The 19,279-nt window shown below is 42.8% G+C and carries 13 protein-coding genes, 6 tRNA genes and 1 rRNA gene; 16 read left to right on the top strand and 4 right to left on the bottom strand.

Annotated features, from left to right (window positions below):
- Window positions 1–128: 128 nt before the first annotated feature.
- Window positions 129–1,169: an AraC family transcriptional regulator gene (locus B9T23_RS10050; protein WP_086194001.1), complete on the top strand. Its 1,041-nt coding sequence runs from the start codon at window positions 129–131 to the stop codon at window positions 1,167–1,169.
- 43 nt (window positions 1,170–1,212) lie between these two features.
- Here the strand turns inward: B9T23_RS10050 and B9T23_RS10045 are convergent, their stop codons facing one another.
- The gene (locus B9T23_RS10045) at window positions 1,213–2,544 is read right to left on the bottom strand and encodes a Na+/H+ antiporter NhaC family protein (RefSeq protein ID WP_086194000.1); all 1,332 of its coding nucleotides are present in this window, start codon (window positions 2,542–2,544) and stop codon (window positions 1,213–1,215) included.
- Window positions 2,545–2,908: 364 nt separating this feature from the next.
- Between B9T23_RS10045 and trpA the strand changes: the two genes are divergently transcribed.
- Genes trpA through B9T23_RS10025 form a run of 4 tightly spaced genes read left to right on the top strand, consistent with a single transcriptional unit; the run spans window position 2,909 to window position 6,916 of the window.
- Window positions 2,909–3,712, top strand: coding sequence for a tryptophan synthase subunit alpha (trpA, locus tag B9T23_RS10040; protein ID WP_067722855.1), 804 nt, complete (start codon window positions 2,909–2,911; stop codon window positions 3,710–3,712).
- Window positions 3,709–4,605, top strand: coding sequence for an acetyl-CoA carboxylase, carboxyltransferase subunit beta (gene accD, locus B9T23_RS10035; protein WP_067722853.1), 897 nt, complete (start codon window positions 3,709–3,711; stop codon window positions 4,603–4,605). The genes trpA and accD overlap by 4 nt, the downstream gene beginning before the upstream one ends.
- The gene (gene folC / locus B9T23_RS10030; protein ID WP_086193999.1) at window positions 4,602–5,885 is read left to right on the top strand and encodes a bifunctional tetrahydrofolate synthase/dihydrofolate synthase; all 1,284 of its coding nucleotides are present in this window, start codon (window positions 4,602–4,604) and stop codon (window positions 5,883–5,885) included. Before accD ends, folC begins: the two co-directional genes overlap by 4 nt.
- On the top strand, window positions 5,876–6,916 hold the full coding sequence (locus B9T23_RS10025; protein WP_407640422.1) for an SPOR domain-containing protein: 1,041 nt from the start codon (window positions 5,876–5,878) through the stop codon (window positions 6,914–6,916). The genes folC and B9T23_RS10025 overlap by 10 nt, the downstream gene beginning before the upstream one ends.
- Before the next feature lie 19 nt (window positions 6,917–6,935).
- On the opposite strand, the gene B9T23_RS10020 is transcribed toward B9T23_RS10025, so the two are convergent.
- The 3 genes from B9T23_RS10020 to B9T23_RS10010 form a co-directional block, all read right to left on the bottom strand.
- Entirely contained in the window at window positions 6,936–7,517 is a 582-nt protein-coding gene (locus tag B9T23_RS10020) for a dual specificity protein phosphatase family protein (protein WP_086193997.1), read from the bottom strand.
- Complete coding sequence (locus B9T23_RS10015; protein WP_086193996.1) at window positions 7,514–8,329, bottom strand: MBL fold metallo-hydrolase; 816 nt, start codon at window positions 8,327–8,329, stop codon at window positions 7,514–7,516. Before B9T23_RS10015 ends, B9T23_RS10020 begins: the two co-directional genes overlap by 4 nt.
- A gap of 378 nt (window positions 8,330–8,707) precedes the next feature.
- Window positions 8,708–9,349: a peroxiredoxin gene (locus B9T23_RS10010; RefSeq protein ID WP_086193995.1), complete on the bottom strand. Its 642-nt coding sequence runs from the start codon at window positions 9,347–9,349 to the stop codon at window positions 8,708–8,710.
- 339 nt (window positions 9,350–9,688) lie between these two features.
- Here B9T23_RS10010 and secA point away from each other — a divergent pair, with 339 nt between their 5' ends.
- The 11 genes from secA (at window position 9,689) to B9T23_RS09945 (ending at window position 19,072) form a co-directional block, all read left to right on the top strand.
- Window positions 9,689–12,409: a preprotein translocase subunit SecA gene (secA, locus tag B9T23_RS10005; protein WP_086193994.1), complete on the top strand. Its 2,721-nt coding sequence runs from the start codon at window positions 9,689–9,691 to the stop codon at window positions 12,407–12,409.
- 185 nt (window positions 12,410–12,594) lie between these two features.
- The gene (locus tag B9T23_RS10000; protein WP_086193993.1) at window positions 12,595–12,945 is read left to right on the top strand and encodes a hypothetical protein; all 351 of its coding nucleotides are present in this window, start codon (window positions 12,595–12,597) and stop codon (window positions 12,943–12,945) included.
- Between the two features lie 158 nt (window positions 12,946–13,103).
- Complete coding sequence (gene argJ / locus B9T23_RS09995) at window positions 13,104–14,324, top strand: bifunctional glutamate N-acetyltransferase/amino-acid acetyltransferase ArgJ (RefSeq protein ID WP_086193992.1); 1,221 nt, start codon at window positions 13,104–13,106, stop codon at window positions 14,322–14,324.
- 149 nt (window positions 14,325–14,473) lie between these two features.
- Window positions 14,474–15,541 (top strand): quinolinate synthase NadA, encoded by a 1,068-nt coding sequence (gene nadA, locus B9T23_RS09990; RefSeq protein WP_086194081.1) that lies wholly within the window; start codon window positions 14,474–14,476, stop codon window positions 15,539–15,541.
- 150 nt (window positions 15,542–15,691) lie between these two features.
- Window positions 15,692–15,768, top strand: a tRNA-Pro gene (locus B9T23_RS09985).
- Between the two features lie 45 nt (window positions 15,769–15,813).
- Window positions 15,814–15,890 (top strand) — tRNA-Arg (locus tag B9T23_RS09980).
- A 43-nt stretch (window positions 15,891–15,933) separates the two neighbouring features.
- A tRNA-His gene (locus B9T23_RS09975) sits at window positions 15,934–16,009 on the top strand.
- 3 nt (window positions 16,010–16,012) lie between these two features.
- A tRNA-Pro gene (locus B9T23_RS09970) sits at window positions 16,013–16,089 on the top strand.
- A gap of 1,151 nt (window positions 16,090–17,240) precedes the next feature.
- A 16S ribosomal RNA gene (locus B9T23_RS09955) occupies window positions 17,241–18,778 on the top strand.
- 61 nt (window positions 18,779–18,839) lie between these two features.
- Window positions 18,840–18,916 (top strand) — tRNA-Ile (locus B9T23_RS09950).
- 80 nt (window positions 18,917–18,996) lie between these two features.
- Window positions 18,997–19,072, top strand: a tRNA-Ala gene (locus tag B9T23_RS09945).
- Window positions 19,073–19,279: the final 207 nt, after the last annotated feature.

The following is a 19,279-nucleotide window of genomic DNA, read 5'->3' as shown; positions in this document are numbered from 1 at the left end:
TTACTTAAATCGCCTTGGATAATTGCAGTATGTCGGACTTTTTCAGTTTTGTTTTGACAGTGCTTGCCATTTTTTATACATTTTACGACAGAATGAAAATTTAAAATGTCAAAAAACAAGGATACATTGTGCAAGAATTGCAGATACCCAATGGCTACTTTCAACTGTGGCAAATGTTTTTGTCAGATCGGGATCTGGATGGATTGCAACTTGATTTTCTGCAAGATTACCATGCGCAATTACGTCATGTCTTAAATCTGCGGATCGATACCCAATCACCGTATACATTTTTCTTAGAGGTGGTCCAGCGTACCCAGCAACATCTCAATTGCCCGCAACTGGTTTTTGAAATGGCACATTATATACGACCTGAGCATTTTGGTGTGTTGGGTTATATGGCCTCACGTAGTAATAGCGTGGCTGAAGCTTTGCAAAATATTATTCGTTTTAGCCGGTTGGTGATTGATGGCGCAGAGGTCATTCCTATGCAAATGCTGCATCAAGATAAAGAGATTTATCTCTCCTGGCCGCTACATGATGCACGATATGCGATGATTAATGAGCTGACTTCAGCCTGTATGGCGCATTTGGCCAAGCAAATTTTTCCAGCATCTTTGCAATTGCTGAGTATGCAGTTCGCTCATGCGCCGCTGATGGCACGTTATCATTATGAAAAGTTTTTTGGCTGTGAAGTCAGCTTTGGTCATGCCCAATATTCTTTTGTGATTAGTTCTGACAGTCTGGATTTAAAATCGGAACTGGCTGACCCTTCCTTAATGCAACTTTTACTGCGCCAAGCCGAAGAAGCGATTGCTTCCAAGCCCAGTTATGAAAGTTTAGATCAGCACATTCATATGAGGGTGGCTGAATATTTGCGTGTGCAAAATAGCGTGCCCAAAATTGAGCAGATTGCGAATGAATTGCATATATCTGCGCGGACACTGCAGCGGCAATTGAATGACCTGAATTCATCTTTTAAAAAGATTGTTGAGAGCGAACGTATGAAACGTTGTGATCAATTGTTGCAGCAGGATATGCAATTGACCGATATTGCCATGCAATTGGGTTATTCAGATCAATCTGCTTTGGCTCGTGCTTATAAGGCCTATAGCGGTCAAACCTTATTGCACCGGAAACAGCAGCTGAAAGTAGAACCACGTGAGTCATAAAAAAAGCGACCAACTTGGGTCGCTTTTGACATGGATATTAAAATTAAGCGGGTTTGAATCGAGGGAAACGAAATGCAATGGCCAATATCGCCACGATTGCCAATACCCAGCAATAGTAAATGTTACCGATCAGCTCTACCGGTGACATTTTCGCAATAGAGCAGGCCAACAATAATTGAGCGCCGTAGGGAATAATGCCCTGAACGACACAGGAAAAAATATCCAGCAATGCTGCAGCACGTTTCGGTTCTACGCCATATTCTTTGGCTACTTCACGTGCCATGTCGCCAGACAAAATAATCGCAACGGTATTGTTCGCAACGAATAAATTGGCGAATATCACCAGAAAACTCACCCCCAATTCACCGGCACGTTGGCGTCCAACTTTAAATAAACGGGTAATAGTGTAAATACGTTGGATGAGCCATTGTAGTCCACCTTCTTTTTGCATAATGGCAGATAAGCCACCCAAGAACATCGAAAGTAGCGCAACCTCGAACATCCCTACAAAACCATCATAGATGGCATTATTGAGTTTTAAGACGCCAAAATCAGGGCTGACCATAATGCCAATCAGACCTGAAAGCACAACACCAAGGGTTAAAACCGCCAGTACATGCAAGCGTGAGAAAGCCAGAAAGAACACCGCCACATAAGGCAAAATCAGCCACAGGTCATATGTTTTATATTCAATGGTTTGTGAATCATGGCTAACAAATGCATAAATCAAAATACTCAGGATCGCGGCAGGGACCGCAATCCAGACATTGACTTTGAATTTATCGCGTAGCTGAACTTTTTGGCTGCTGGTTGCGGCAATGGTGGTGTCTGAAATCATCGACAGGTTATCACCAAACATGGCACCGCCAACCACTGCACCGATGGCATAGACTGCTTCAATATTGGTGACTTGGGAGAAACCAAAGGCAATCGGCGCACAGGCAGCAATGGTTCCCATTGAAGTCCCCATCGCTGTGGCGATAAATGCCGAAATAATGAATAGCATCGGAAGGACAAAGGACGGCGGAATAATCGATAGGCCCAATTGCACGGTCGCATCGACACTGCCAATGGCACTGGTGGTACTGGCGAATGCTCCGGCGAGCATAAACACCATAAACATTAGAATTAAATTGGGATGACTGGCACCTTTTAAAAATTCATCAATGGCTGTATTTAATTTTCCACGGTAAATTAGCACGGCAAGAATAATGGCAGGCAGAGCCGCCACAGGCGCTTTAACCTGATAAAAAGCTAACTCAGTACCAATGATGGAATGATAGATACCACTGCCTAAAAAAATGGCTAAAAATACAATAAGAGGTAGCAATGCCAGCGCGCGAGCGTGCACTTCACCTTGGGATTCGGGAGTCATATAAAATAAGAAAAAGGAAAATCGTGCGTAGTATAGAGCAGGTTTTGCTATTAGATAAAACATTAAATGTAAAAGCTAACCCAATTATTTTTATCATTTTTTTACTAATAAAAATAAGTTTATCTTAATGTTGGATATTTTTTAAAATAGCAAAATTAGGCATCTTTGATCATTGAGAAAAAATCGTAAATATCAGTAAATGGGGTTCTCGGATTGTTCTGAAAAAATGAGATTGTCAGTCTAATGTAGCGTGAAATGTTTGCACTCTATTCAATGAGTAAAAAATAGCGTTACAATGCGTTGTCTTGTATTTCTACAAAGCCAACTCCTCAGTTTTTAAATAATTCAAGGAAAGCATAGCCTTATGTCACGTTTAGCCACTCGTTTTGGACAGCTTAAATCTCAGCAGCGTAAAGCGCTAGTTTCTTATGTGATGGCTGGTGATCCTCATCCAGAAGTAACCGTTCCATTGTTACATCAAATGGTTGAGGCAGGTGTAGATGTGATTGAACTTGGTCTTCCATTTTCAGACCCTATGGCAGACGGTCCAGTAATTGCCCTTGCAGCAGAACGTGCCTTGGCAGGTGGAACAAATACCCTAGACGCTTTGAACATGGTGAAAGAGTTCCGCCAGAAAGATACAGAAACACCAGTGGTTTTGATGGGTTACTTAAACCCGGTCGAAGTGATTGGTTATGAAAAGTTTGTGTCGTATGCGAATGAATGCGGTGTAGATGGGGTACTTCTGGTGGATTTACCGCCTGAAGAAGCAAAAGATTTGGATGACGTGTTGAAAAAATTCGACATGGATCAAATTTTCCTGCTTGCGCCTACCTCTACTGATCAACGTATTGAGTATGTGGCGAAACAAGCCAGTGGCTTTATCTACTATGTGTCCTTGAAAGGGGTAACCGGTGCAGCAACTTTAGATGTGTCTGAAGCTGCGGCCCGTATCCAGAAAATTAAAGCTGTGACTGATATTCCTGTTGGTGTGGGTTTTGGTATTAGCGATGCTGCCTCTGCGAAAGCAATGGGTGTAGCGGCTGATGCGGTAATTGTGGGCAGTGCTTTTGTCAAACAATTTGCGAACCTGGCGCCAGAACAAGCTGTTGTTGAAACGGTTAATAAAGTCAAGGAGCTTCGAGCCGCGCTCGATGAGTTAGTATGAATCAAGAAGTGAAAATAGGCCAAATTCTTAGCCCAGCGACGCCGTGGACGGAACGTCATGTTCCGGGTATTCACACACCCGATGAGCAAACCGCACTCAAAGCAACCTTTACAGAGCCAACCATTGAGTGTCCTGAATGTCACGCACTGGTTACACGTACAGCGATGTCATTTAATGCCTATGTTTGTCCGCAGTGCGACGAACATTTGCGTATGAAAGCACGCGACCGTTTAAACTGGTTCTTCGATCAAGTTCAAAATGAACTGGGTCAGGAATTTGTTGCGAAAGATCCACTGAAATTTGTGGACAGCAAGGCATACCCAGAGCGTATGTCTGAAGCACAAAAGAAAACCGGAGAAACTGAAGCATTGGTAGTGATGCAAGGTTTACTGAAAGGTATTCCTTTAATCGCATGTGCATTTGAATTCGACTTTATGGGCGGTTCAATGGGCACTGTGGTCGGTGACCGTTTTGTGCAAGCGGCTGAACGCGCCATTAAAGAGAAACAACCTTTAGTCTGCTTCGCGGCATCTGGTGGTGCGCGTATGCAGGAAGGCATGTTGTCGCTTATGCAAATGGCACGTACTTCAGCAGCCATTCAACGCATGAAAGATGCAGGTTTACCGTATTTGGTGGTATTAACCCATCCCGTCTACGGTGGCGTAACCGCTTCACTTGCAATGTTGGGTGATGTGCATATCGCTGAACCTAAAGCCATGATTGGTTTTGCGGGTAAACGTGTAATTGAGCAAACCGTACGTGAAAAACTGGAAGAACCTTTCCAGCGTGCAGAATATTTGCTTGATCATGGTGTAATCGATCAAATTGTTCATCGTCACGCATTACGTGATACTGTATATCGTATTGTCGCGAAACTGATGAATTTGCCTTGAACACAGCACCACTTGCAACAGACTCTTTAAACACATGGCTCGATTATTGGAGCCATGTTCACGTTACGGGGATTGATTTAGGTCTGGAACGCGTCATTCCAGTGGCTGAAAAGCTGGGTGTGACACGTCCACAGGCAAAAGTTCTGACCGTAGCGGGAACCAATGGTAAAGGCTCAACCACAACCACTTTAGCTGCCATTTTAAATGCGCAGGGCTATAAAGTCGGATTGTATCAATCCCCGCATATTTACCGTTTTAATGAACGGGTAAAGTTGTCGGGCATTGAAGTGGATGACCAGACTTTGGTGGATGCGTTTGTGCAAGTGGATCAAGCCCGCCGTGATTGTGATTTAACCCTTTCTTTCTTTGAAGCCACCACACTGGCAGCCTTTGTTATTTTTAAAACCAAGCAATGTGATGTCTGGGTGCTGGAAGTCGGTCTTGGTGGTCGCTTAGATGTGGTCAACGTGATTGAGCCAGATGTCGCAGTGATTACCAATATTGGTTTAGACCATACCGATTGGCTGGGCGACACGATTGAAAAAATTGCCTTTGAAAAAGCCGGGATTATTCGTCCGAATATTCCGGTGATCTTTGCTGGCCTGCAAACTTTGCCACAAGCCATCCAAAATAAAGTCGATGAATGCAATGCGACATTATATGTGGCTGATCGTGATTACTTCTATCAATATACTGACGATGGTCAGTCGTGGATGTTTGCATCTTCAGGTACGACTTTAAAATTACCGACAGGTACTTTGGCACTGGAAAATATTTCCACGGCGGTTGCTGCAATTTTAGTGAGTGGCTTAACTGTGACTCAAGAAGCCATCGCTCAAGGAATTCGACAAGCACGCCTGCAAGGTCGCTTTGAAATTCGCCAGATTCAGGGCAAGACGGTGATCTTTGATGCCGGACATAATCCCCATGGCGTAGAATTTTTGTTAAATCAGTTGCGAAAATTCCTGGAATACAATAAACAGTACACAGAAGTGATCAGTGTTTTTTCCATGTTGGCGGATAAAGATATCAATTCTGTCGCAGAGTTGTTGAAAGATATTGTTTTAACATGGAAAATTGCGCCATTAACGGTTCCGCGAGCAGCTGCAATCAAACAGCTCGATGAAGCGTTACAGGGTGAAACAGTACAGCACTTCGAAAGTGTTCAATTGGCTTTTAAATCAGCGCTGAATGAAACTAAAAATAATCAGCTGATCTTGGTATGTGGTTCATTTCATACCTTAGAAGCGGTGTGGGAGTATTTGGAAGAATGTCAATGAATAGCAAACAACGCTGGATGGGTGGCGTTGTTTTATTAGGTGGTGGTGTTTTATTGACAGCATTGCTCCTTAAAGGTAAAGAAGAAATATATCAAAACGAACTTAAAACCCCCGAGCTTGCAGCTCAAGTCACGCAGCAAAAGCCGGCTCCAGAAGGTGAAATGGTTCAGCTGCAGGCTTTAACAGTCGATGTTGAAACAGAAAAGCGTTTACTTGAAGAGCAACGTCGTGGGCGTGAAAAAGCGGTTGCAGAACAAGAAGCACGTGCCGCTGAATTTTTAGTGATGCAGCAACAGGCTGAAGCAGATGCTGCACGTAAAGCGGCAGAAGAATATGCGGCTTTAAATGCCCATCGTAGCGGTGCACAGCAAAGTTCGGATAATATTCCACCTGAACTGGTGGAAGATGAAAAAGTGAAACAAAAGCGTTTAGCGGATGAAAAGCTGCTTGCACAAAAAAAGTTAGATCAGCAGAAAGCTCAACAACAGCGAACTGATGCTGATAAAAAAATAGTTGAAGATAAACGTAAAGCTGAAGCAGATAAAAAATTAGCCGATATGAAAGCGGCTGAAAAGAAAGCAGTAGAGAAAAAAGCAGCTGACGATAAAGCCAAACATGAAGCCGAAGTAAAACGTAAAGCTGCTGAAAAGCATGAAGCTGAACAGAAAGCGCTAGAAGCAAAGAAAAAAGAACAAGCTCAGCATGAAGCGGAAGCGAAGAAAAAAGCTGAAGCTGCTAAAAAGGCAGAGGCTGAAAAAGCACGTGATCTGTTGGAAAATGGCGACAAACAATGGATGGTGCAAGTGGCTTTGGCAGCAAATGAAGCCAATGCAGATGCAGTAGCCTCTAAGTTGCGTGCCAAAGGCTACAAAGTGACCAAAAGCCCAACATCGAAAGGTGTTCGAATTATGGTTGGGCCATCGAAAAACCGAGATGCTGCGGATGCTGCGCGCAAGAAAATCAACAATGATGCGAGCTTGGGAATGAAGTCTGCATGGGTGATTGAGTGGGTGCCTTTAGACAAGCGCTAAATTGGGCTTAAGCCAAAAATTAAGATGGATTCGACAGCTGCTGTTGAATCCATTTTACATTTTCAGGGCTGAATATTTTTTCGATATGAATCCAAACCGGATGAAAGCCGTAACCACCGTGTTTCATTTCACTGAGTGCATCTTCAATTTTCCAGTTTTCAAAAATAATTCGATACATGGCTATACTTGCACCGGTCCGGTCTGAGCCATGATAACAATGAATCAGGACCTTTTGATTGAGTGCTTTGGCTTGTTGAATCTGTCGCATGACCTGCAATAAATCTTCACGGGACATGGCCCACGTGTGAATGGGTACATGGACCAATTTAAAATCCGTGGAGGGCAAGACAGCCAGATCCTTATTTCGTGATCTTAGATTAATCACCACATCAATATCATGTGTTTTTAATTGTGGAATTAGTTCAGCTGTGGGTTGCTCGCTACGAAACACATGCTCACTAATTTGATAAAAATTATCTCTTTGATTAAGGACTGTTCCCCAGTGTTGAGGGCGCTGTTGCGATGAAAGTGTGGGGGAGGTTATGCATCCCACCAAACTTGAGCTACTCAGTAAAAGGGCAAGAGCTGATCTTTTAATCATGCTAGATAACGTTCCAATTCAATAGGATCATGTGCACAGATGATTTCAATATTTTTTGTCGTCTGTGCCAACTGTTGAATTTTATGCAAGTTGTCTATGCGCATCTGATTATTTTCGGCAAAAAAACGTTCCAGTTTATCCAAAGTTCGGAGTTTTTTTTGGGGGTCAAGCTGTAGATGTGAATAGTAAGCATCGCCACAGAAGAACAGCCAACCTTCTTTTTGTTTAATGGCAATCCCGCAATGCCCTTTGCTATGACCCAAGAGAGGAATCAATAGAATTTCATCTTGAAATAAGCTGAAGCCTTGCACTTGATGCAGGTTAAACCAGGCTTCACCTTGCTCTGGTTCGATGAAATTCCAGTAACGATGCTGTTTAAATTGTTGGGTTTTATAGCGTGCTTTATTTTTTAAGGAGAAAAAATTTTGCGTTGCATTATATTCGCTGGATAGCACATGCACGGTGGCATGCGGAAAATCTGAAATCCCACCGGCATGATCAAAATCCAGATGTGAAACAAGAATATGTCTGACATCTTGAGGACTAAAGCCTAGGCGCTGGATTTGTGCAATGGCAGTCAATTCTAAATTGTTTTCTATCCGACCCAGTCGTGAAACGAGATTGCCTAAGCGGGCTTTGGTATGCAGATAATCCTGTACGCCTAAGCCGGTATCTACCAAAACTAGTCCTTGATCGGTTTCAAGCAGTAGGCAATGACAAACCACTTTGGCATGCAAGCCTTTTTGCCCAAACAGAGGGCCGCAAACAGGACACATGGTGCCACAGTGCAAATGATGAATATTATAAATCACAATATTTATTCTTAAGATGATTAGGCGTATTTATAAACTGGCTGTGAAATAAACACCAACTTGATTTTGTAATTCAATTGTTTAGCAGAATAAAAAAGCCTGTCATAAGACAGGCTTTAGCAAGATCAGGATCTGGCTCGTCATTTTAGTCCTGATTTTCAGCATTGTTGTTCATACTACTTTTGAAGCGTGCCTCACTCGCTTATTCCCTGACATTTGAAGCATAATTTTTCATCTTCTTGTGGAATATATTCCTCGGAGTGGAGCAGTGTTCCACTCATCCTTTACTACGCACTTCGCTTGTCTTGCAACAAAATAAGATAGTGTTTTAATACTTCTCACTTCGTTTGCCTTGCGCAAAACTAAAAAGCAGTGCTTTTAGTTTTGCTCAGGCTGTGGGGTTAAACGTAGGTAAGGTTTAACCGCTGCATAGCCTTTAGGGAAACGTTGTTTGATTTCGTCCTCATCTTGAAGAGAAGGCACGATTACCACATCTTCCCCTTGTTGCCAGTTGGCAGGGGTAGCAACTTTGTGCTTGTCCGTCAGTTGTAGCGAGTCTACAACACGTAAAATTTCATTGAAGTTACGACCCGTAGATGCAGGGTAAGTAATAATTAAACGAACTTTTTTGTTTGGATCAATAATCACCAAAGAACGAACAGTGAGGGTCTCACTGGCATTCGGGTGAATAAAGTCATAAAGAGTAGAAACTTTACGGTCTTTATCGGCAATGATCGGAAAATTTACCGAAGTGTTTTGAGTTTCGTTAATGTCGTTAATCCAGCCCTTATGCGATTCAACATCATCAACAGACAGTGCAATCGCTTTTACGCCACGTTTCGCAAACTCATCTTTCAGCTTTGCGGTATAGCCAAGTTCAGTGGTGCATACCGGAGTGTAATCAGCAGGATGGGAAAATAAAATTCCCCAGCTGTCACCGAGATAATCGTAGAAATTAATTTTGCCATCACTTGAGTCTTGCTCAAAATTCGGTGCGGTATCGCCTAAACGTAATGTCATTTTTATAGCCTCATATTATTTGTTATAAACTTGGATGAGGTCTAATATGGCGCAATTTTTTTTCCAAGGAAAATAGCGTTTTTGTATTTCTTTATGAGGAAATGGAATATACAAGGCTGGTTTGATTTGTAAAATCTGTATAAATCACGGATTTTATGACTATATTGGCTGTTTAAAATTTGTTACATTGATTTCCCTTAGCTGTCACGTGCTAGAACGAGTGATCAGAATTTTTTTATTGGTTTTGTGCAAAACCCTTGTACTTCAAATTTCTAGCACCATAATAACGACTGAGAAAAAATTTATTCATTCGACAAGCAAGATTTAGAGAGTCTATTCATGTTGGCAAGTCTGATCGGAGGCATCTTCGGTACCAAAAATGAGCGCGAACTCAAACGCATGCGTAAAATCGTAGATAAGATTAATGCGCTCGAGCCGACGATATCTGCACTAAGCGATGCAGACTTATCTGCAAAAACTGAAGAATTCAAACAACGATATAACAAGGGCGACAGCCTGGATAAATTATTGCCTGAAGCATTTGCGGTTTGTCGTGAAGCGGCAAAACGAATCATGGGGATGCGTCATTACGATGTTCAGCTGATTGGTGGTATCACCCTTCACGAAGGTAAAATCGCGGAAATGCGTACCGGTGAAGGTAAAACCCTGATGGGTACTTTGGCTTGTTATCTCAATGCGATTAGTGGTCAAGGGGTGCATGTCATCACCGTGAATGACTATTTGGCACAACGTGACGCCGAGTTAAACCGTCCATTATTCGAATTCTTGGGTTTAAGCATTGGTATTATTTACTCAATGCAAAATCCGACCGAAAAAGCAGAAGCCTATCGTGCCGATATTACTTACGGTACCAACAACGAATTCGGTTTTGACTATCTTCGTGACAACATGGTGTTCTCGCTGGCTGAGAAAAAACAGCGCGGCTTAACGTATGCCATTATCGATGAGGTCGATTCGATCTTGATCGATGAAGCACGTACCCCATTGATCATTTCTGGTCAAAGTGATGACTCTTCACAATTGTATGCTGCAATCAATAGCATTCCACCAAAACTGACCCCACAAAAAGAAGAAAAAGTAGCCGATGGTGGTCACTTCTGGATTGATGAAAAACAACGCTCTGTTGAAATGACAGAAGTGGGTTATGAAACAGTAGAAGATGAATTGATTAAAATGGGCTTGCTCGCAGAAGGTGAGAGCTTGTATTCATCGGCTAACTTGAACCTGGTTCATCATGTTACGGCTGCCATTCGTGCGCATTATCTTTATCAACGTAACGTTCAGTACATCATCAATGATGGCGAAGTGATTATTGTGGATGAAAATACTGGTCGTACCATGCCGGGTCGTCGTTGGTCAGACGGCTTGCACCAAGCGGTTGAAGCAAAAGAAGGTCTGGAAATCCAACCTGAAAACCAAACCCTTGCAACAACCACTTTCCAGAATTATTTCCGTTTATACAAAAAACTTTCAGGTATGACAGGTACTGCTGATACTGAAGCTGCGGAAATGAAAGAAATTTATGGTCTGGATGTGGTGCTGATTCCAACCCATCGTCCAATGATTCGTAATGACCAAAACGATTTAATTTATTTAAACCGTAATGGTAAATACAACGCAATTATTCAAGAGATTCAAAATATTCATGAAGCCGGTGTTGCGCCTATCCTGATTGGTACTGCAACCATTGAAGCCAGTGAAATTCTTTCGGATAAACTGAAAGAAGCCGGTATTGCCCATGAAGTACTGAATGCGAAACAACATGAACGCGAAGCTGACATTATTGCGCAAGCAGGTTCACCCAATGCGGTGACCATTGCCACCAATATGGCAGGTCGTGGTACCGATATTTTGCTCGGTGGTAACTGGAAAGCCAAACTTGCCAAAATTGAAAACTATACCGCTGAAGATGAAGCACGCTTAAAAGCCGAATGGGAACAAAACCATGAAATGGTGATTAATTCTGGCGGTCTACATATTATTGGTTCAGAACGTCACGAATCACGTCGTATCGATAACCAGCTACGTGGTCGTGCCGGTCGTCAAGGTGACCCGGGTGTGTCACGTTTCTACTTGTCGCTTGAAGATGACTTGATGCGTATTTTCGCTGGTGATCGTGTTGTCAGCATGATGCGTGCAATGGGCTTGCAAGAAGATGAAGCCATTGAACACAAAATGGTGTCACGTTCAATCGAAAATGCGCAACGTAAAGTAGAAGCACGTAACTTTGACATTCGTAAGAACTTGTTGAAATACGATGACGTGAATAACGAACAACGTAAGATCATTTATTCACAACGTGATGAAGTGCTTGCTGAAAGCACTTTGCAAGATTACATCGAAGAAATGCATCACGAAGTGATCAAGGGTGTAATTGCCAACTATATTCCACCTGAATCAATTCACGATCAATGGGATATTGATGGTTTAGAACGTGCATTACGTGATGATCTGGGCATTGATTTACCGGTGAATCAATGGTTGGAACAAGACCGCCGTTTAGATGAAGAAGCTTTGGTTGAACGTATTTCTGATGAAATCGTGAACCGCTATCGTGATCGTCGTGAACAAATGGGTGATGAATCTGCAGCAATGCTGGAACGTCACTTCATGTTGAGCGCTTTGGACCGTCATTGGAAAGAACATTTGGCGGCTATGGATTACTTGCGTCAAGGCATCCATTTACGTGGTTATGCGCAAAAAAATCCAGAGCAAGAATATAAGAAAGAAGCATTTAATTTATTCGTAAATATGCTTGCAGTGATTAAGTCGGATGTGATTACTGACCTTTCACGTGTGCATGTGCCTACAGCTGAAGAGTTAGCTGAAATGGAAGCACAGAAACAGGCGCAAGCTGAAGCGATGCATTTAAATCTTTCTCATGCTGAAGTGGATGGTTTAACCGGTGATATGACTGCAGATCTAGATGCACAATATACTCTAGTGGATGAACAAATCATTATTCCACCTGCAAACCGTAATGCGCCTTGTCCATGTGGTTCCGGTCTAAAATACAAACAATGTCACGGTAAAATTTAATTTTACCCAGACTGTAAAGCCACTTTAAATATTCCTCTTGTTCATTGAGAGGGGCTATCTAAAGTGGCTTTTTTAATTCCATCTAAATATATTATTTAGTTTTTCAAGATGTGAATACGTTTGCAGAGAACCAAATTAAGTGCTATTTAGTTGAATATCGAACACTGATGAAAAGCGGAAAGACAATGAAAAAAGTATTACAACCATTGATGATTGCAGCTTTAGCTATTCCTACTTTGACTTTTGCAAATCAGACAACAACCGTAGACAAAGTACAAGCTGCGCGTGGTGCAACCACAGCTCCAGCAGTTGCTCAGGACGGTAACATTACCGTTGCAAGCCCACGCACTGGTATTCGTTATACTTTTGCTAATCCGAATCAGCGCCTGGTGGTATTGAAAACCACAGCGGTGACTGCAGCCAATGCAGCCAATGTGAATCGTATTGTAGCTTCAAATCCTGCTTTATCTACAGCAAGTCAAGAAAAAGCCAAACAGGCATTATTGTCAGAAGCGACTCAATTAGCGTCAAACTAAAGCTATGTTGTTTTTTTAAACCAGTCTGCGGACTGGTTTTTTTGTGCCTGGAAACATCAATCCAATAAAAAATAAATCAAACAAAGTGTTCTGCTCGATTTTTTAGTCAATTTCTACTAAGCTGTCTTTTTATCACGAACTTATTTGGAAGTTTAAAAATGGCGGTGGGCGACGTAACAATGCCACAGATGCATGTGGTTAAAGGTGTAAAAATTGGTTCAGCTGAAGCGTATGTGCGCTATCAGAACCGACGTGACCTTGTCATTTTTGAATTTGCTGAAGGCTCAAATGTTGCTGGTGTATTTACGCAAAATGCATTTTGTGCTGCACCTGTGCATGTCTGTAAAGCGCATCTTCAGGTAGGTAATCCGCGCTATTTAGTAATTAATACCGGCAATGCCAATGCAGGTACCGGCAAAGTCGGAATGGCAAATGCACAAGCGACTTGCGCGAAACTGGCTGAACTTGCTGGTGTGTCAGATAACGAAATTTTGCCCTTTTCAACCGGAGTGATTGGCGAGCAATTGCCTATTGAGCGTTTGATGAATGGTTTGCAACCTGCACTTGATTCATTACGCGATGATGCCTGGTTAGATGCAGCGACCGGCATTATGACCACAGATACTTTGCCTAAAGGTGCATCTGAACAATTTGAGCTAGATGGTGTAACTTACACCATGACCGGTATCTCAAAAGGCGCAGGCATGATTCGCCCGAATATGGCGACCATGCTGAGCTATGTCGCTACCGATGCACCGATCAGCCGTGAATTAGTGCAGCAGCTATTAAAAACAACGGTAAACGTTTCATTCAACCGTATTACGGTGGATGGCGATACCTCAACCAATGACTCATGTATTTTTGTAGCGACAGGTCAAGCCGGTGGTGCAGAAATCACATCGACTGATGATATACGTTATGCTGCGGTTCTCGATGTTTTAACTCATGTGATGAAACGTTTGGCACAACTGATTGTGCGTGATGGCGAAGGTGCAACCAAGTTCATTACGGTTGCAGTTGAAGGCGGTGCAGATACCCAAGAATGTTGCGATATTGCCTATAGCATTGCGCATTCACCCTTGGTGAAAACTGCATTTTTTGCATCCGATCCAAACTGGGGGCGTATCCTTGCAGCGATTGGTTATGCAGGTGTTAAAAATTTAGACGTTGAAAAAATCCAGGTTTGGTTAGATGATGTACAAATCTGCAAAGATGGTGGTGCGGCAGCGGACTATACGGAGGAAGCTGGCGCGCGCGTGATGTCTCAAGCTGAAATGACGATTCGTGTTGATTTAGGACGAGGTCAAGCAAAAGACACGGTCTATACCTGTGATCTGTCTTACGACTATGTCAAGATCAATGCAGATTACCGTTCTTAAGTTTAGTTGAATGAAAAAGCCTCCGTAGTGAGGCTTTTTTATAATGCAAAGTTTTTAATGACTGGTCAAAAAAGCAAGATGCCATTCTGATCAGTAAATTGAGTGTACTGCTTGTGGTCTAACAAGCACTAAGGATAGAGATGATGTTTATGAATGATGCGACCAATTTAATTGCCAATGAGGCTAAATCGATTGTGCAGGCGCATTTAGATCGTTTAGGTGAGCCTAAAGATATTCATTTGAGTGATGAGGTCAAACAGGAAAAGTTTGCGCAAATTCTAGCAGAACTCAAAAAACGCGACGCTGTCCTTGTCGCTCATTACTATTGCGATCCTGAAGTTCAAGAGTTAGCGGAATTGTCAGGTGGTTGTGTTTCAGATTCGTTAGAAATGGCTCGTTTTGGTCGTGACCATCCAGCTTCAACCTTAGTTGTGGCGGGTGTGAAATTCATGGGAGAAACAGCGAAAATCCTTTCTCCTGAAAAAACAGTGTTGATGCCAACCTTGGAAGCCACTTGTTCTTTGGATTTGGGTTGTCCTGTCGATGAGTTTACAGCCTTCTGTGATGCGCATCCAGATCATACCGTTGTGGTGTATGCCAATACTTCTGCAGCAGTTAAAGCCCGAGCTGATTGGGTAGTAACATCGAGTTGTGCAGTCGAAATTATTGAACACTTAGAGAGTCTGGGTGAAAAGATTATCTGGGCGCCAGATCAGCATCTCGGCCGTTACATCCAGAAGAAAACCGGTGCAGACATGTTACTTTGGGACGGTGCTTGTATTGTGCATGAAGAATTTCGTGCACGCGGTATTGCCAATATGAAAGCACTCTATCCAGATGCAGCGGTATTGGTGCATCCAGAGTCACCAGAATCAGTGGTTGATATCGCTGATGCAGTAGGAAGTACCTCGCAACTGATTAAAGCGGCACAAACACTGCCAAATGAGCGTTTGATTGTGGCAACCGACCGTGGCATCTTCTATAAAATGCAACAAGCTGTGCCAAACAAGATTCTGATTGAAGCACCAACAGCAGGTGAGGGGGCAACTTGTCGCTCTTGTGCGCATTGTCCTTGGATGGCGATGAATGAATTGGATGGAATTCTAGCGGTTTTACAAAAAGGTGATCAAGAAATACACGTTGATCCAGCCCTTGCGGAACGGGCTAAATTACCTCTTGATCGCATGTTGAACTTCAGTGCTAATTTAAAACGTTAATAATTGTATATAAAATAGCTAAAGTGCTTGATAAATATACATTCGAAGCGTTTTTTTAATTTTTTTTGACTATAGGTGTTGACGTTGCTAAGCGTCGCGCCTAGAATGCACACCGTACCGCATGAAGTGCAGTATGAAGCTAAGATGAATCGGAGCATGGCGCAGCTTGGTAGCGCACCTGGTTTGGGACCAGGGGGTCGTAGGTTCGAATCCTACTGCTCCGACCAATTCTTCAAGGCAAAGGTTTCATGGTATTTAATATCATAGGTCATGCGCCTGTAGCTCAGTAGGATAGAGCATCCGCCTTCTAAGCGGATGGTCACAGGTTCGAATCCTGTCAGGCGCACCATTTATGGTAGCTTGATATTTTAGAATCTGAAAATGTTGTAACGGTGGATGTAGCTCAGTTGGTAGAGCCCCGGATTGTGATTCCGGTTGTCGTGGGTTCGAGCCCCATCATTCACCCCAATTCGGAGCATGGCGCAGCTTGGTAGCGCACCTGGTTTGGGACCAGGGGGTCGTAGGTTCGAATCCTACTGCTCCGACCATCTTTCTAAAAGATGATATAAATAATCCGCTTAAATGCGGTTTTTTTATGCCTGAAATTTAATAATAACATTCAACATTCAACATTCAACATTCAACATTCAACATTCAACATTCAACATTCAACATTCAACATTCAACATTCAACATTCAACATTCAACATTCAACATTCAACATTCAACATTCAACATTCAACATTCAACATTCAACATTCAACATTCAACATTCAACATTCAACATTCAACATTCAACATTCAACATTCAACATTCAACATTCAACATTCAACATTCAACATTCAACATTCAACATGGTTTGAATAATCTTTAGTAATCACGGTTTAAATATCAGAAGCGATTTGATCGCTACCGATGGGGCAATATAAAACCAATTGAGGGTGGGTGGGTTGAACTTATTAAAGATGTGAATAAGTTGCTTTGAGTAAAAATAAAACCAAAAAAATTTAAATTGCTCTTTTGTGTTGATTTATTTGATAGGTGTTTTGGTTTAAATCCAGCGACTCTTTTTTATTCTGTGTATTTTTGATTGTTTGTACATATTGTATTTAATGGGGATTTGGGAATTAGAGGGAGTGATGCAGAATATAGAGAATAGGAGGTGGTAAAAATAATTAAAATAGTATGGGTGTGGAGTCTATTTGATCTATTTGTAAGTTTTAAACTGAAAAACTTTGTGAATTTAAGCTTAAAAATAAGAACAGTGCTCCATTCTGTAGAATAAATAAACAGTTGAAGCATTATTTCTAAAATAAAGCGGAAAAGGGGTTGCGCCTGGCCTGAAATGCTGTAGAATGCACATCCATCGGCGGTGATGTTGATTAAAACTTGTTGAGAAACAAGGATTTAGCCTAAAAGGTTTGAATCTGAAAGTCTTGAGGAAGTTGAAAATTAATCAATAAAACCTGTTGACTTTCTTTCAATAGAGAGTAATATAGCCGACCTAGCTTGCTGCTGACGAAGTAGCAAGAAGATCATTAAGAGATTATGAAGAACAACTTGTGTGGATTTTTACCGGTTGATCGATCGAAATTATTTTCATTGATTGATGGTAGAAATTACTCGAAGTTTATTTGAGAAATTAAAGTCAGAAAATTGATGAGCCAAGATTTGTAGCCATAAGCTACTAATGATTTTTAACTGAAGAGTTTGATCATGGCTCAGATTGAACGCTGGCGGCAGGCTTAACACATGCAAGTCGAGCGGGGAAAGGTAGCTTGCTACCTTACCTAGCGGCGGACGGGTGAGTAATGCTTAGGAATCTGCCTATTAGTGGGGGACAACATTTCGAAAGGAATGCTAATACCGCATACGCCCTACGGGGGAAAGCAGGGGACCTTCGGGCCTTGCGCTAATAGATGAGCCTAAGTCGGATTAGCTAGTTGGTGGGGTAAAGGCCTACCAAGGCGACGATCTGTAGCGGGTCTGAGAGGATGATCCGCCACACTGGGACTGAGACACGGCCCAGACTCCTACGGGAGGCAGCAGTGGGGAATATTGGACAATGGGGGGAACCCTGATCCAGCCATGCCGCGTGTGTGAAGAAGGCCTTTTGGTTGTAAAGCACTTTAAGCGAGGAGGAGGCTACTTAGATTAATACTCTGAGATAGTGGACGTTACTCGCAGAATAAGCACCGGCTAACTCTGTGCCAGCAGCCGCGGTAATACAGAGGGTGCAAGCGTTAATCGGATTTACTGGGCGTAAAGCGTGCGTAGGTGGCCAATTAAGTCAAATGTGAAATCCCCGAGCTTAACTTGGGAATTGCATTCGATACTGGTTGGCTAGAGTATGGGAGAGGATGGTAGAATTCCAGGTGTAGCGGTGAAATGCGTAGAGATCTGGAGGAATACCGATGGCGAAGGCAGCCATCTGGCCTAATACTGACACTGAGGTACGAAAGCATGGGGAGCAAACAGGATTAGATACCCTGGTAGTCCATGCCGTAAACGATGTCTACTAGCCGTTGGGGTCTTTGAGACTTTAGTGGCGCAGCTAACGCGATAAGTAGACCGCCTGGGGAGTACGGTCGCAAGACTAAAACTCAAATGAATTGACGGGGGCCCGCACAAGCGGTGGAGCATGTGGTTTAATTCGATGCAACGCGAAGAACCTTACCTGGTCTTGACATAGTAAGAACTTTCCAGAGATGGATTGGTGCCTTCGGGAACTTACATACAGGTGCTGCATGGCTGTCGTCAGCTCGTGTCGTGAGATGTTGGGTTAAGTCCCGCAACGAGCGCAACCCTTTTCCTTATTTGCCAGCGGGTTAAGCCGGGAACTTTAAGGATACTGCCAGTGACAAACTGGAGGAAGGCGGGGACGACGTCAAGTCATCATGGCCCTTACGACCAGGGCTACACACGTGCTACAATGGTCGGTACAAAGGGTTGCTACCTCGCGAGAGGATGCTAATCTCAAAAAGCCGATCGTAGTCCGGATTGGAGTCTGCAACTCGACTCCATGAAGTCGGAATCGCTAGTAATCGCGGATCAGAATGCCGCGGTGAATACGTTCCCGGGCCTTGTACACACCGCCCGTCACACCATGGGAGTTTGTTGCACCAGAAGTAGGTAGTCTAACCGCAAGGAGGACGCTTACCACGGTGTGGCCGATGACTGGGGTGAAGTCGTAACAAGGTAGCCGTAGGGGAACCTGCGGCTGGATCACCTCCTTAACGAAAGATTGACGATCGGTAAGAATCCACAACAAGTTGTTCTTCATAAAGATGTATCTGAGGGTCTGTAGCTCAGTTGGTTAGAGCACACGCTTGATAAGCGTGGGGTCACAAGTTCAAGTCTTGTCAGACCCACCAAGTCTACTAACTGCATATTGAAAGATGGAAATCTGGAAATAAGTTACACACTAAAAGATACATTGACCTAATGATAAGCTGGGGACTTAGCTTAGTTGGTAGAGCGCCTGCTTTGCACGCAGGAGGTCAACGGTTCGACTCCGTTAGTCTCCACCATATATTAAGCTGAGAAATTATAGAATTTAGTGAACTATTTAAGTTTATTAAGTTCTGTGATTTATCACGGTTTCTAGACCTGACGAAGGCTAGAAAAATCATTAACAGATTATATTTGAGTTGAAATAAATTGTTTAAGGCTCAGAACTGAATTGAATTTAGCAGTAACTTGTTACTGTTAGGTGAAATGAAGAACTGAGAACTAGC

It is taken from the genome of Acinetobacter terrae (assembly GCF_002135195.1).
Classification (GTDB): Bacteria; Pseudomonadota; Gammaproteobacteria; order Pseudomonadales; family Moraxellaceae; genus Acinetobacter; species Acinetobacter terrae.
Note: the sequence above shows the minus strand (reverse complement) of the source record. Positions and strands in the feature narration are given on the sequence as shown.